Consider the following 13,365-nt stretch of genomic DNA (forward strand, 5'->3'; position numbering starts at 1 on the left):
GACCTAGAAACCAAGGAGGAAAAATAACAATGAAACAATTGAAGCCAGCAATTAGTGTATTAGGTAGTGTATCGATGGCACTGACTCTAGTATCTCCTGCTTTAGCAGATGTAAAACAACCGAATCCAGGAGGTACAGTTGAAATATTTAAAGAAAATGCAAATGCAAAAAAAGAAGATAAGAATTTCACGCTCGGATCTGATGGGGAGATAGGTTCGCTCATTACACAAAACATTGAAATGGCAAACAATGATTGGGACAAAGATGGTATTTCTAACGACTTAGAGATTAATGGTTATAAAATTGAATTCAATTCACAAACTGGAAAAAATGAAGCGAAAGCATGGGATCCTGAGAAGGATAAAGGGAAACCAAAATTTATATCGAATCCTATGAATGCAAATACGGATGGTGATCCTTTTACTGATATGTATGAGGTTGAGAATTATAACAACGATTCTGATACTAATTTCAATCCGATAGTTGCCAACATACCGAATTTGCAAATTGGTGTCAAACGAATTGAGGTAATTCCTATTGCAACCATTACGGATAATAATGGCGGATCAGTTAGCAGAGGGTGGGAAAAAAGTGTATCTACACAACATTCATTTAATGTAGGTTTAAGTGGTTCAGGTGGTGTAGAAGGCTCAGCAGCCGGCCCTGTTCCTTCCGGAAGTGTTTCAGCAAATGTGGGATATGGATATTCAAAAACAACTACGGAAACGGAGAGTTATACAAATAATTTTGATTGGTCTACGGCAACAACTGTGGATACAGCGAACGCAGCAAAATTACGGGTACATTTGGAATATAAGAATGTAGGAACAGCATCCGCTGAAAATGTTTCGCCACATTTTAATATTCGTTTAGGAAACAAAATTATTAATACTGTAAAGGCAACACAAGATCGTTATAAAGCAAACTATTTAAGTACAGAAAAAGGTGGACGGAATAAAACAGAAGTAGTAATTGACAGTTTAGAAGGACAAGCAGATGCAAATATTGTCTTATCTTTGGATGAATTAAAAGCTGTTGAACAAGGGGAACTTCTTTCGATTGAAGTTTTACCTACAAGTACAATGGATTTATCTATTGAAAAAGGTGAAGAAATTATGCATTTGGGGGATTCAGGGAGATATGAGTCTAGAGTGAATGCAGCTACTGAACAATTAGAAACAGATATAGGAAATATACCAAAGTTTAGGATATATACTCCTAAAGACAAATCCCTTGCTGATAAGCCAGTTTTATCCTATAACGAAGTTTTTCAACATGTAAATATAGATACGAAAAAAGTGAATCATATTGTAAACAAGGCTAAAAGTACTAATAACGTATCAGTGGTTTCAGCTAATAATGGAACTGATGCATTAAACGATTTAAAAGCGGGACAGGGAGATGGCGGTTATTTACATAAAGATTCTGTACACGGTGCTTTTGCAAAACTACAGCAACCAACATTAGTAGAAGGTAGTTATGATTCTGTGACGCAAAAGATTAGGGCAACAGTTTTACCGGGTTTATTTGGAGTGAGTAAAGAGATTCCTACTACGTATAACAAGAAATGGAATGCTCCATCACAAACAGTAACACTAGTTAAACGTGAGAATGGATTTACATATGAGTCTAGAGAAAATATACACCCTATTAAATCTGAAATTGCTGCGCACAGAAAAGTTACATTTGAAATCAATGACGCACACAATTTAACGCCTATACAAAAGATTGATACTGAAATTAAAGCTAATAAAGAATTTGAAGATTATGTAGTAGATAATTCAGGTGAATTTGTTACAGAAGGAGTTCCTTATACTGTGGCCTCATATGGAAATACAGCTTATTGGGGAAGTCATCATGCCGGGAATAAATGGGAGTATCTTTGGTCTGAAAAATCTAGTGATGAAAAAGTGAATGTAATTATTGAAAGAGTAGGTCAACCTAAACCTGGAAAACCAATTAAAAAGGATGAAGAGGTATTAATTAAATTTCAAAATCCTATTTATTCAGATTATGCATATTTAAAACTTCAAGATAGTTATATCCATTTAGATCAAAAACAGAACGCAAGTACTTTTAAATTTAATCATGCATATCCAAAGAATTTCACTGGACACCATAAGCAATGGAACATACTATCTAATGGTAACAAGTTAAAGGTAGGATATTTAATCGATTATATGAAATATGGTAATGGAGAGAATGGGACTGATACTATAGCATGGAATCTATCAAGAGTTCAGTAATAGGTAATAGTTCTGTTGCTAAGTTTGGAAAGAGAAACGGAAATGAATTGAATCCGAAAAGTTAGATACGATAATTTAGGTTACTAATAAGGAATGAGTTCGATGTTAAATCGGACTCATTTCTTTTAATTTATATGATTTAGTAACTACTATTTTAAATACTTATCTAGTCATATAAGTAATCAAATGTTAAGATTACTATCTATATTACATAATTTATTTTTCGAATTTTCATTTGTTTTGAGGCTGAAATGTGGAATTCTGATTTATTTATGTGATTAGTTTCTATATCTTTACCTATAAAGATATTTTTATTGAATAATAGAAAAAAATTTTGTGTTATTGGTGAAAAAGAAGTGAGGATAGTATATGAAGAAAAGAATTTTAATCGTAGAAGATGAAGAAAATATTCGAGAAGTATGCAAACGATATTTAGAAAGAGAAGAATATGAAGTTTATACAGCTGTAAATGGTAAAGAAGGTTGGGATTTATTTCTTACACATCAACCAGATTTAATTATATTAGATTTGATGATGCCAAAAAAAGATGGATGGGAATTATGTGAGGAAATTCGTCAACAGTCAAATGTCCCTATTATTATGTTAACTGCTAAGGGAGAGGAAAGGGATCGGATTTTAGGCTTAACAATGGGGGCAGATGATTATTTAACAAAGCCATTTTCCCCTCGTGAATTAGTATTAAGGGTTCAAATTATACTAAGAAGAGGAAGTCATGTGCCAATACAAGCGAAAGAATCCCTGTTGGAAGTGATAGAGTTTCCAGATTTAAAAATATACCCAAAGACAAGATATGTACTTGTTTGTGATAAGGAAGTGGAGTTAACGGTGAAAGAGTTTGAAGTACTTTATCTCATGGCAAAGCATCCAAAACAAGTATTTTCTCGCTCGCAGCTTCTTGAATTAATTTGGGATTTTGGACATGAAGGGGCATCAAACACAGTTACCGTATTAGTGAGTCGTTTACGTGAAAAGCTCGAGAAGCATACGATAAAGAATCGTTGGATTCATACGGTCTGGGGTATAGGATATCGCTTTGAGCCAAATGGAGGAAATGAAACATGAGATTACGTATTCAATTGTTACTCATGAATCTATTAAGTACCAGTATTATGGTAATTGCTATATGGTATAGTGAGACCAAAATGTTACTTGAACAGGAACAAACGCGGTTATTAACAGTAATTGCATTTGTGGCATTCATTATTTCAACGTTTATTTATTGGTTAATGACACGTCCTATCATGAGATCTATACAAAATTTAATAAAATTGACGAAACAATTTAGTGATAGACACTTTGAAACAATGTATATAATTGGGCAAGAACCACGTGAGTTTAAAGAATTAGCAACAGCCTTTCAACAGATGGCAAAAAAATTAGAAGAAGGGTTTACTAAGTTAGAGGAACAGGAAAACTCTCGTAAGGAGCTAATTACCAATATCTCACATGACTTACGAACACCTATGGCTAGTATGCAAATGATGATAGAAGCATTACAAGATAACCTGATTGAAGATCCTGAAATGAAAAAGCAATACTTAGCAACGGTTTTAAAAGAAATAGAAAGATTAAATGGATTAATTAACGACTTATTTGATCTTTCAAAGTTAGAGTTTGAGCAAGTAGATTTTCACCCAAGTTTCACACATTTAGATAAAGTTCTATTAGATGTATTAGAGTCACATTCTGTCTTATTAGGGGACAAACAAATCCATGTGCAATTGGAGGTCCCTGATACATTACCTCAACTTTTGATTATGCCTTGTAAAATAGAAAGGGTCATAGGTAATTTATTACATAATGCAATTCGATATTCTCCTATCTCTGGAACAATCGAGTTGACTGTAGTGGAAAATAAACTAACTCAAAAGGTCCAATTCACTTTGCGGGATGAAGGAATAGGAATTTCTCCAAATGATCAATTACGTGTATTTGAACGCTTTTTTAGAACAGATCGATCAAGAAGTTCACAATCTGGAGGTTCCGGACTTGGATTAGCTATTGCAAAATCATTAATTGAAATGCACAAAGGGGAAATTGGTGTAAGGAATCGCGCAGATGGTAAGCAGGGAAGTGAATTTTGGTTCACTCTTCCCATCACATCAGTAAAAAAATAAGATGGCTGAAAGACTTTTGTAACATTTATGTTAGAAAAATGAAAGACCTTCTTGTTAACATACTACTACACAGTATGTTACAGGAGGTTTTTTACTTTATGAAAAGAAAATATGTATGGCTTATAGGTGGTTTGATAATTGTATTGGGGATTTTATGGTCATTGTTCCGACCAGAGAAATTATTTATTGATAAGCACGTAAATGAATCATTGCCACAAGCAGAGATACAATCAACTGAAATAAAGCAGCAAAGTGATCGAGTAATAAGGGAAGGTCAGTTTCAAAACGGTGTCCATGAAACAACCGGAACGGCAAAAATTCACCAATTAGCAGATGGAAAACGTGTTTTACGACTTTCTAATTTTGCAACATCTAATGGGCCAGATGTACGAGTTGTATTAGTTCCTACAAATCGTTTGAAAAATAATGAAGACGTGAAAAACTATCAGTATATTGAATTAGGAAAATTAAAGGGAAATAAAGGAGATCAAAACTACGAAATTCCTGAAGGAATAGATGTAAATGAATATGGTTCGGTTTCTGTTTGGTGTAAAAGATTTAATGAAAACTTTGGTGCGGTTTATTTTAATAATTAAATATGAACTTAAAATATCCTTTTACAGGAGGAATTCATATGGGTTATGGTAGTAGCTGCAGCGGACTTAGTTGCTAAGAAGGGCACTTATAAGAGTGTCTTTTTCATATTTCTCAATTTTGGTATATTTTAAGGCTATTGGACGTTTACGGAGAGATTTTATCATTTTAGCAAGAAGACTCCTTCTTACATAAATGGACTAAGCATTCGCTCATTTCCACACATTGGTTCGAGCACTTTCATCTTTTTATCTTTTACAAAAGAAAGGAAAAAATCTAGTTCCTTTCCTTTTACAATTGACTTATTTATTTCATACATTCTTGTACATAGTTCAATGTAATATTCAACCATTCCTTTTTGACCCTTTATCTTTACTTATAAATTGATCATTCTTAATAATCTTACCATTTAAGGGTGAAATTTCATATTTATTATTTTACTCTTAAAAACATATGTATAATGTATTCACAACTAGTCAACATAAGGCATCAGTATCGGTAGCAAGTGTAAAAGTAAATCACTACTATCACAAGGAATCAGCCTTTTTACTCTATTCATTTTTTTATACATTTCTATCCTGGCGCGCTTTTAAGGTTCTCGTTTGTTACTGGATTAGCCGAAAAACTGTATAAAATCTTGCATACCCTTAGTGTGCTTTTTTTCGAAGCGCTGGAAAGCCCCTTTTAAGAAAAAAGAAAAGATACCCTAAGATGCCTTTTCTAATAGTTTTTTAACAGAAGCAACTGCATCCGATAATGATTAATAGAATAAATAATACAACTAATAAAGCAAAACCGCAGCCTTCACCGCAAGTACCACCATATCCCATAATAATAGTTCCTCCTTTAGATAAGAGGGCAAAACTAGGGTTCATTCCATGTATTTTAACAGGTTCACTTTACCTTAAGTTTTTAGGGATTAATTGAGCAGGTGCTTTTGAAAAAAAGAAAAGACCCCAAGGGCGCCTTCCTCCGGCCTGAACAATTTTAATTTTAATAATATGTATTGGACTCCTATCCAAATATAATTTTACCATGTTAAGTTGTTTTGTTCTGGGGTATCATTATATCGCTATATACCTAAAAATACTTACTACCCATTCTTGTTATAAATATTGTTCTGCCAAGGTTAATAGGGGTAGTACCACATGCCCATCAAGCTAAAATTTTGAAGTAGACCCAAAATGAAATTTTCCTTTCTCTACAGCTAGTTATTTTGAGAAATGAGCTCATTTTTTTGTACGATACATTTTTTAACTAATTTTGGTTAAGTTATTTTCAAAGAGGTTATTGCTAATTCAATGGATATATCTATATAACACTATGCCTGATTTTTAAAATAGAAATTTCTTAAAAACTATATGTAACTTCTTTCTGAAAGGAAGGTATTATCAATTGAAACCGTATGGAAAAATACCTGATAACTCTATAAAATCTTTACAGGATTTAATGCAATTACTAAAAAAATCTAAAGATTTTATAACATTGGAAATTACTTCCGATAATTCCTCTATAGTCATTTCATATTTTAGAACCTTAATCGATGTAAATATATTTCATGAAGAGGTTTTGACTTATATAAAAGAGAAGAGCTTCAATTCGTTACAAGATATTCGGTCTGTCTTACCCTTTGAAAATTCAAAAATAACAAATCAAATTGAAGATATTCAGGATAGTATTTTAAATGGCTATATACTTATTCAGTTCGATACAGATAAACTAAATTGTTTGTTAGTAAATGTGTCAAAGAAAGAAAAAAGGGATATTACAAAAGCTGAAATTGAATATAATATTGTGGGTCCGCAAATCGCATTTGTCGAAGATTTAGATGTAAATTTAAATTTAGTACGTAGAAAGCTTCCAACACCTTATTTACAAATGAAAGAATTGAAAGTAGGATCTCTCTCTAACACAACTGTTGCGATTGTATTTATTGAGGGAATTGTAAATGATCAAAATCTACAAGAAATTATAAAAAGGGTAAGTCAAATAAAAACAGACCATGTTTTGGATAGTACTTATTTGATGCAGTTAATTGCAGACAACCCGAATTCTATATTCCCTCAATTTTTGAATACAGAACGTCCGGACCGTGTGGCAGCTGTATTAGCAGAAGGGAAAATTGCACTTCTTGTAGATGGCTCGCCTTATGCCATCACTCTTCCAACAACATTAATTGATTTTTTTTCTACGACAGAAGATTACACCATGCCTTGGATTATAGCCTCTTTTTTTCGTCTATTAAGGCTTTTTGCTTTTATATTTTCTGTCTTAACGACGCCATTATATGTCTCGATCTTAACATATCATTACGAGCTTATCCCAAAAGAACTTCTTGAAACGTTAATCATATCGAGAAGTAAAGTACCTTTTCCTCCATTAATTGAAGCACTTTTTTTAGAAATAACGATTGAATTACTGAGAGAAGCAGGGGCACGTTTACCAACTAAAGTGGGTTTAACTGTCGGTATCGTAGGTGGTATTGTAATTGGACAAGCATCGGTAGAAGCAAGTCTTACAAGTAACGTACTTATTATCATTGTTGCACTTTCAGCTCTTAGTTCATTTACAGCACCAATATATCGAATTGGTAATACAATTCGAGTAATTCGTTTTCCTTTTATAATATCTGCACACCTATTGGGCTTATTAGGAATTGTTTTAACAAGTTCTTTCCTTTTAGTACGCTTATTACGTACAGAATCATTAAGACGTCCTTATTTGTTCCCTTTTTATCCTACACGTCCTACAGATTGGAAAGACAGCATTATACGTATGCCAATCTCAGCGATGTTTCGACGTCCTATTTTTTCAAGGTCTAAACAGCGTTTTCGCTTTAATCCAGAAGAGGTAGAGAAAAATAAAATCATATCACGAAATGATTTTGATGATTGAAATTAACAGGGAGGAGCATTATGAAACAGATCCCAATTGAGTATCAAGTCTCGCCATATATGGTATTTTTTTTAATTATTACTATACAGTTGGGAGTTGGTATGCTTGGTTTTGAAAGGATTAGTGCAAAATTAGTTGGAAATGATGCGTGGATTAGCACGCTACTTTTTGGAATATCTGTTAATGTTATGATTTGGATCATATATCAGATTTTAAATCAGGGTAATGGAGACATCATTGCAATCAATCAAAACGTACTTGGAAAATGGATTGGTGGATTGCTCAACTTCATTTTTTTATCCTATATTGTATTGTTAGGTGCAACAACACTACATACTTATATCGAAGTAGTACATGTTTGGATGTTTCCTTCAATTTCATCTTGGGTTATAGCAGGGGCTTTTTTGGGTCTATGTTATTACATTGTTACTGGAGGATTTCGTGTAGTTGCCGGAATCGGCTTCTTTGGAATCGTTATCCCAAGCATTCTAATCTTCACATTTTTTTATCCTTTGCAGTATGCAGATTTCCAGAATTTATTTCCAATTGCACAGCATTCATTCCTAGAAATTATGAAAGGAATGAAAGGAAATATGTTTAGTTTTTTTGGATTTGAAATGTTATTGCTGTACTACCCATTTATTAAAAAGGCAAAAACGTCTCAAAAATATGCGCACTATGCAAATTTAGTAACGACTATTGTCTACACATACCTTATGATTTTAACTCTTGCATTTTTTAGTGAAAAACAACTAGCGAGTGCGATATGGGCATATTTAAGCATGATTAAAATTATACAATTTCCCTTTATAGAGCGGTTTGAATACATTATTGTTTCTGTTTGGGCTTTTTTTATATTACCCAATGTTTCCTTTACATTATGGGGAGTAAGTCGTGGTATAAAAGAGGCACTGGGAATAAAGCAAAAATATGTTTTGCCAGTTATCATCCTATTCATCTTTGTTTTATCATTTTTCTTGAATAATCGTAATAAAATTAACTTATTAAATACTTGGACAGGTCAAATGGGCTTTGTATATATATATGTATACCTACCTGTACTATGGCTAATTCAAACGGCCAAAATAAAGTTAAGGAGATAAACATGAAGCGATGGATACTTTTCCTTATATTAAGTGTCTTCTTAATAGGTTGTGCTAAAACGAAAATTGTGGATGACATTGACTTAGTTCAAGTTGCGGCATATGATACCGAAGCAGAAGGTAAGCTAAAAGGAACCTTTGCGATTTCAGCTTATAAAGGAGGCGGGGAAGGTGAAACAAAAATCTATTCAGCATCAGGCCAGACTGGTAGAGAAGTTCTTGCAAGAGCATCCGAAAAATCTTCTGGACCTCTAGAGTTGGGGCAATTGCGTGTTATTATATTTAATGAAAAAATAATTGAAAAGGGAATGCAGGAAATTTTAGAGACTTTGAACCGAAATCCTAGTGTAGGAAATGCAATTTATTTAGCAATTACAAATGTAAAAGGGGAATCACTATTAAAGGGGAACTATTCTAAAGAAAAAGAAATTGCTTCCTATCTATCCTCTTTACTGGAGCAAAATATGGACAATGGAACGCAGCCCAAAACAAATTTTTTTATGTTTTTAAACCAACTTAATGATGATGCGAGAGATTCCTATTTACCGATAATATCTAAAAAAGGTAACGTGTTGGAGTTAGATGGAATAGCACTTTTTAAAAGATGTAAAATGGTTGATAAAGTGAACCCTAAAGATTTATTTGTATTTAAATTGTTGACAGATAATTTTAAACAAGGTACATACCAATTCAAACTACCTGGTTCTTCAAATACTCACGCTACGATAGAGAATATAAAAGCTAGAACAAAATATAAGATGGAGGGGAATAGTAAGCATCCATTCGTAAATGCTCATATTCAAGTTAAAGCTGAAATTCAAGAATTTACAAAAACAAAAAATCTAGATAATCCTAAAGAAATAAAAAAATTAGAAAAAATTATGGAAAAAGAAATAGAAAAAAAAGCAACTACATTGATAAAGAGATTTATTAAAAAAGACACAGATCCTATAGGACTTAGAAAGCTTGGTAGAACTCACGTAAGAAAATGGAACAGTCAAGAATGGGAAGAATCCTATAAAGATTTACGTTTTCGTGTAACAGCTGATGTAAAAGTAACCCAATCTGGTGTCACAGAATAAATCAAATAAGATATGGGAAATTTTAATAAAAAATATAGTCTCGCAGGAGATTAGGGAGAAGAGAAACGATTAACAAAGAATTTCATAAACATTAAGATGCTTTGTTAATCGTTTTTATACCTGTAGTTTTATCACTTATAGTAATCATAATTATAATAAAAGAACAACGAAACAAATTCCCGATACCACATAATTATAAGAGGACAATAAAGCATCAAGATATAATGTATGCTTTGTCTGGAAAAAGGAATTAAGTACTTCAAGGTTAAACACTTAACTTTAAAATAGTAAATTCGTTGCTTGTAGCACTTCAACTAGACTGTGTCCCCGAAAGTTAGAAAGGTCGGTTTGTTAAGTAGCCTCTAGGGAATGAGCCTAGTACAATACCGGATTCATTCCCTTTTATTTTTCCTTGATTCTTTCATGATTATAGTACTTGATATACTTTGCTAATTCTTGTTTGAATTCTGTTGTACTTTCAAATTCTCTCGATACAGAAATAGACATACAAAAACGCCATTCTTTCTTATAAATCTACAGAAAGAATGGCGTATTCTTCGAACGTGAGTTCCTTTATTGAAAAGCTTTAGTTCTATATGACAGATAAAAGGGAAAGCAACGCTAAAATAGCGAGAAGTCCTTGTTTCATGATAATTGATTTATTGGATGTGAGACCTCCGAAAATAGCTGCTACCCCACACAAATGATGAAAAATAATTGAATCATATAACCAATGGGATTGTTTCCAAGTATAAGTCCCCAAATGAGGCCAGCTGCTAAGAATCCATTATATAAACCGTTTACAAATTAATTGTCTAAGTATTTCTAAGTTTAAAGAGTGCAGTGTCTTCATTTTTTATTGAATTAACTTTTACATGTTGGTTCAATATTTTCTATTCTCTTGGAACTTAGTTCTCGTTTACTTCTCACAAAAGCAATAAAATCTATTATCTCTTCTGTTGACAGTGCTTCTCCATCTACTAAAAGTGTTGCATCTGGATCGTTTAGGAGTCTTGTAATATCAATTACATCTTTGTTTTGATGTGAATGTTCAATTCGACCTAATATATAATCTACAGATGTATCAAATAAATCGGCTATTTTAGATAAAGATTGTAATGAAGGTAATCTATAACCATTTTCATAACCAGCATAGGTGCTTTTCGCAATCCCAAGTCGATCTGCTGTCTCTTGTAAGGACCATTTTTGATTTTTTCTTAATTTAGATAAACGTTCCAGCATTCGTCTCATACCCCATCTAATTTTATTAAATTAATTATAGCATAGAAAAAGAATCAAGAATAGAAAAAAAGTACGCGTATTGAATACAAAATCTTGATTAATTCAAATTAAGTTCTATAATGATAAATATAAATACGCATTACGCGAACGATATATCGTTGTTTATTTTATGGAGGGGTTGTGTATGAAGAAAATTTTATTACTTGCAACTGGTGGGACAATTGCATCTGTGGAGGGGAATGAGGGGCTTGTTCCAGGATTGTCTGCTGAGGAATTATTGAATTATTTTTCGAAGTCTTCTCGAAACTTAGAAATAGATTGCAAAATCTTAATGAATATTGATAGTACCAATATGCAACCTGAGCACTGGAAAGAAATAGCTAATGCTGTTTTTAATCACTATGATGACTATGACGGGTTTGTGATTACACATGGAACGGATACGTTAGCTTATACATCTTCCGCGTTATCTTATATGCTGCAAGGTTTAAGAAAACCAGTTGTTTTAACAGGTTCACAAGTACCTATTAGTTTTAAAAAGACAGATGCAAAGAAAAATGTAGCTGATGCTCTTAGATTTGCCTGTGAGGATGTTGGCGGTGTGTTTATTGTTTTTGATAGTAGGGTGATTATTGGGACGAGAGCAGTTAAAATGCGAACAAAAAGTTATGATGCATTTGAAAGTGTGAATTATCCATATGTTGCTGAGGTAAATGAAGATGAAGTGAAATATCATTGGAAGCCAACGTCCCCCCATAATGAACTTTCAATAAATACTAATTTATGTACGGATGTTTTTCTTATGAAATTGTATCCAGGTACAAAGCCAGAGATATTTGATTGCTTAAAAGATTTGTATAAAGGAATTATTATTGAAAGTTTTGGAAACGGTGGATTACCTTTTGAAGGAAGGAACTTGCTTTCGAAAATTCAAGAGTTGACTGAAATGGGGATTGCTGTAGTGATTACTACTCAATGCCTGGAAGAAGGAGAAGACATACTTCTCTATGAAGTAGGACGGAAAGTGGCACAACATCAAGTAATATTGTCTGGAGATATGAATACGGAAGCCATCATAGCAAAATTGATGTGGGCGCTTGGGAAAACTAATAAATTAGAAGAGATTAAAAAAATTATTGAAGAGCCTTTAGCCTACGATTTAACAATAAAATCTGATAAGGATTGGTAATGACTTCATATGATTTATTTAGGTTTTACATTTAATATGGGGGAGAAATTAAAATGGCAATGACAAACAAGAACGTGCGAGTGGAGAATGATTTTTTGGGAGGAAAGGAATTACCTATTGAGGCATATTACGGAATTCAGACTTTACGCGCTGTTGAAAATTTCCCGATTACAGGGTATAAAATTCATGAAAGTTTAATTAGAGCGTTCGCAATTGTAAAAAAAGCAGCAGCGCTTGCTAATACAGATGTAGGAAGATTGGAATTGAACAAGGGTGGCGTGATCGCAGAAGCTGCTCAAGAAATTCTTGATGGAAAATGGCACGATCATTTCATCGTCGATCCAATTCAGGGTGGAGCAGGTACTTCAATGAACATGAATGCAAATGAAGTCATTGCCAATCGTGCTCTTGAATTATTAGGAATGGAAAAGGGAGACTATCATTATATTAGTCCAAATAGCCATGTAAATATGGCCCAATCAACAAATGATGCATTCCCAACGGCGATTCATATCGCGACGTTAAATGCATTAGAAGGCTTATTACAAACGATGGGTTATATGCATGATGTATTTGAATTAAAAGCAGAACAGTTTGACCATGTTATTAAAATGGGTCGTACACATTTACAAGATGCGGTGCCAATTCGTCTTGGACAAGAGTTTAAAGCATACTCTCGCGTACTTGAACGTGATATGAAACGAATTCAACAATCGCGTCAACATTTATATGAAGTAAATATGGGGGCAACTGCAGTTGGTACAGGCTTAAATGCAGATCCAGAATATATTGAAGCAGTTGTAAAACATTTAGCTGCAATTAGTGAATTACCGCTTGTTGGTGCAGAAGATTTAGTAGATGCGACGCAAAATACGG

General features: G+C 33.2%; 11 protein-coding genes and 4 pseudogenes. 10 read left to right on the forward strand and 5 right to left on the reverse strand.

Annotated elements, in window-relative coordinates:
* Window positions 1–29 precede the first annotated feature (29 nt).
* The 4 genes from D1166_RS27815 (at window position 30) to D1166_RS27830 (ending at window position 4,980) form a co-directional block, all read left to right on the forward strand.
* Entirely contained in the window at window positions 30–2,246 is a 2,217-nt protein-coding gene (locus D1166_RS27815; RefSeq protein ID WP_000811551.1) for a binary toxin-like calcium binding domain-containing protein, read from the forward strand.
* A gap of 369 nt (window positions 2,247–2,615) precedes the next feature.
* Window positions 2,616–3,329: a response regulator transcription factor gene (locus D1166_RS27820; RefSeq protein ID WP_000746049.1), complete on the forward strand. Its 714-nt coding sequence runs from the start codon at window positions 2,616–2,618 to the stop codon at window positions 3,327–3,329.
* Entirely contained in the window at window positions 3,326–4,384 is a 1,059-nt protein-coding gene (locus tag D1166_RS27825) for a sensor histidine kinase (RefSeq protein WP_002098245.1), read from the forward strand. The genes D1166_RS27820 and D1166_RS27825 overlap by 4 nt, the downstream gene beginning before the upstream one ends.
* A gap of 98 nt (window positions 4,385–4,482) precedes the next feature.
* The gene (locus D1166_RS27830; RefSeq protein WP_000824728.1) at window positions 4,483–4,980 is read left to right on the forward strand and encodes a DM13 domain-containing protein; all 498 of its coding nucleotides are present in this window, start codon (window positions 4,483–4,485) and stop codon (window positions 4,978–4,980) included.
* 188 nt (window positions 4,981–5,168) lie between these two features.
* Here the strand turns inward: D1166_RS27830 and D1166_RS31975 are convergent.
* Window positions 5,169–5,330 (reverse strand): annotated as a pseudogene (locus D1166_RS31975) (SAM-dependent methyltransferase); the annotation flags it as partial.
* Between the two features lie 379 nt (window positions 5,331–5,709).
* Window positions 5,710–5,808, reverse strand: a complete 99-nt coding sequence (locus D1166_RS27835; RefSeq protein ID WP_074595434.1) for a YjcZ family sporulation protein — start codon at window positions 5,806–5,808, stop codon at window positions 5,710–5,712.
* A 619-nt stretch (window positions 5,809–6,427) separates the two neighbouring features.
* Here D1166_RS27835 and D1166_RS27840 point away from each other — a divergent pair.
* The 4 genes and pseudogenes from D1166_RS27840 to D1166_RS27855 form a co-directional block, all read left to right on the forward strand.
* Entirely contained in the window at window positions 6,428–7,873 is a 1,446-nt protein-coding gene (locus tag D1166_RS27840) for a spore germination protein (protein ID WP_098356241.1), read from the forward strand.
* Window positions 7,874–7,893: 20 nt separating this feature from the next.
* Window positions 7,894–8,976: a GerAB/ArcD/ProY family transporter gene (locus D1166_RS27845; RefSeq protein WP_000809694.1), complete on the forward strand. Its 1,083-nt coding sequence runs from the start codon at window positions 7,894–7,896 to the stop codon at window positions 8,974–8,976.
* 2 nt (window positions 8,977–8,978) lie between these two features.
* Complete coding sequence (locus tag D1166_RS27850; RefSeq protein ID WP_000832859.1) at window positions 8,979–10,058, forward strand: Ger(x)C family spore germination protein; 1,080 nt, start codon at window positions 8,979–8,981, stop codon at window positions 10,056–10,058.
* 146 nt (window positions 10,059–10,204) lie between these two features.
* Window positions 10,205–10,335 (forward strand): annotated as a pseudogene (locus D1166_RS27855) (excinuclease ABC subunit C); the annotation flags it as partial.
* 125 nt (window positions 10,336–10,460) lie between these two features.
* Here the strand turns inward: D1166_RS27855 and D1166_RS27860 are convergent.
* The 3 genes and pseudogenes from D1166_RS27860 to ansR form a co-directional block, all read right to left on the reverse strand.
* Window positions 10,461–10,547, reverse strand: a pseudogene (locus tag D1166_RS27860) (IS3 family transposase); the annotation flags it as partial.
* A gap of 103 nt (window positions 10,548–10,650) precedes the next feature.
* Window positions 10,651–10,856, reverse strand: a pseudogene (locus D1166_RS31980) (DUF1304 domain-containing protein); the annotation flags it as partial.
* 66 nt (window positions 10,857–10,922) lie between these two features.
* Window positions 10,923–11,300 (reverse strand): HTH-type transcriptional regulator AnsR, encoded by a 378-nt coding sequence (gene ansR, locus D1166_RS27870; protein WP_000893567.1) that lies wholly within the window; start codon window positions 11,298–11,300, stop codon window positions 10,923–10,925.
* A gap of 184 nt (window positions 11,301–11,484) precedes the next feature.
* On the opposite strand from ansR, the gene ansA reads away from it, so the two are divergent.
* Both ansA and D1166_RS27880 read left to right on the forward strand, forming a co-directional pair.
* Window positions 11,485–12,489: an asparaginase gene (gene ansA / locus D1166_RS27875; protein WP_000722295.1), complete on the forward strand. Its 1,005-nt coding sequence runs from the start codon at window positions 11,485–11,487 to the stop codon at window positions 12,487–12,489.
* A 53-nt stretch (window positions 12,490–12,542) separates the two neighbouring features.
* A partial coding sequence (locus D1166_RS27880) for a lyase family protein (protein WP_255422617.1) occupies window positions 12,543–13,365 on the forward strand: 823 nt, incomplete at its 3' end.

Origin of the sequence: Bacillus sp. ISO11 (assembly GCF_003458115.1) — a bacterium.
In the GTDB taxonomy this organism is placed as follows: domain Bacteria; phylum Bacillota; class Bacilli; order Bacillales; family Bacillaceae_G; genus Bacillus_A; species Bacillus_A cereus.

Coding starts and splice junctions, on each gene's coding strand:
- D1166_RS27815 (WP_000811551.1), top strand. CDS start 30: ATGAAACAATTGAAGCCAGCAATTAGTGTATTAGGTAGTGTATCGATG.
- D1166_RS27820 (WP_000746049.1), top strand. CDS start 2,616: ATGAAGAAAAGAATTTTAATCGTAGAAGATGAAGAAAATATTCGAGAA.
- D1166_RS27825 (WP_002098245.1), top strand. CDS start 3,326: ATGAGATTACGTATTCAATTGTTACTCATGAATCTATTAAGTACCAGT.
- D1166_RS27830 (WP_000824728.1), top strand. CDS start 4,483: ATGAAAAGAAAATATGTATGGCTTATAGGTGGTTTGATAATTGTATTG.
- D1166_RS27835 (WP_074595434.1), bottom strand. CDS start 5,808: ATGGGATATGGTGGTACTTGCGGTGAAGGCTGCGGTTTTGCTTTATTA.
- D1166_RS27840 (WP_098356241.1), top strand. CDS start 6,428: ATGCAATTACTAAAAAAATCTAAAGATTTTATAACATTGGAAATTACT.
- D1166_RS27845 (WP_000809694.1), top strand. CDS start 7,894: ATGAAACAGATCCCAATTGAGTATCAAGTCTCGCCATATATGGTATTT.
- D1166_RS27850 (WP_000832859.1), top strand. CDS start 8,979: ATGAAGCGATGGATACTTTTCCTTATATTAAGTGTCTTCTTAATAGGT.
- ansR (WP_000893567.1), bottom strand. CDS start 11,300: ATGCTGGAACGTTTATCTAAATTAAGAAAAAATCAAAAATGGTCCTTA.
- ansA (WP_000722295.1), top strand. CDS start 11,485: ATGAAGAAAATTTTATTACTTGCAACTGGTGGGACAATTGCATCTGTG.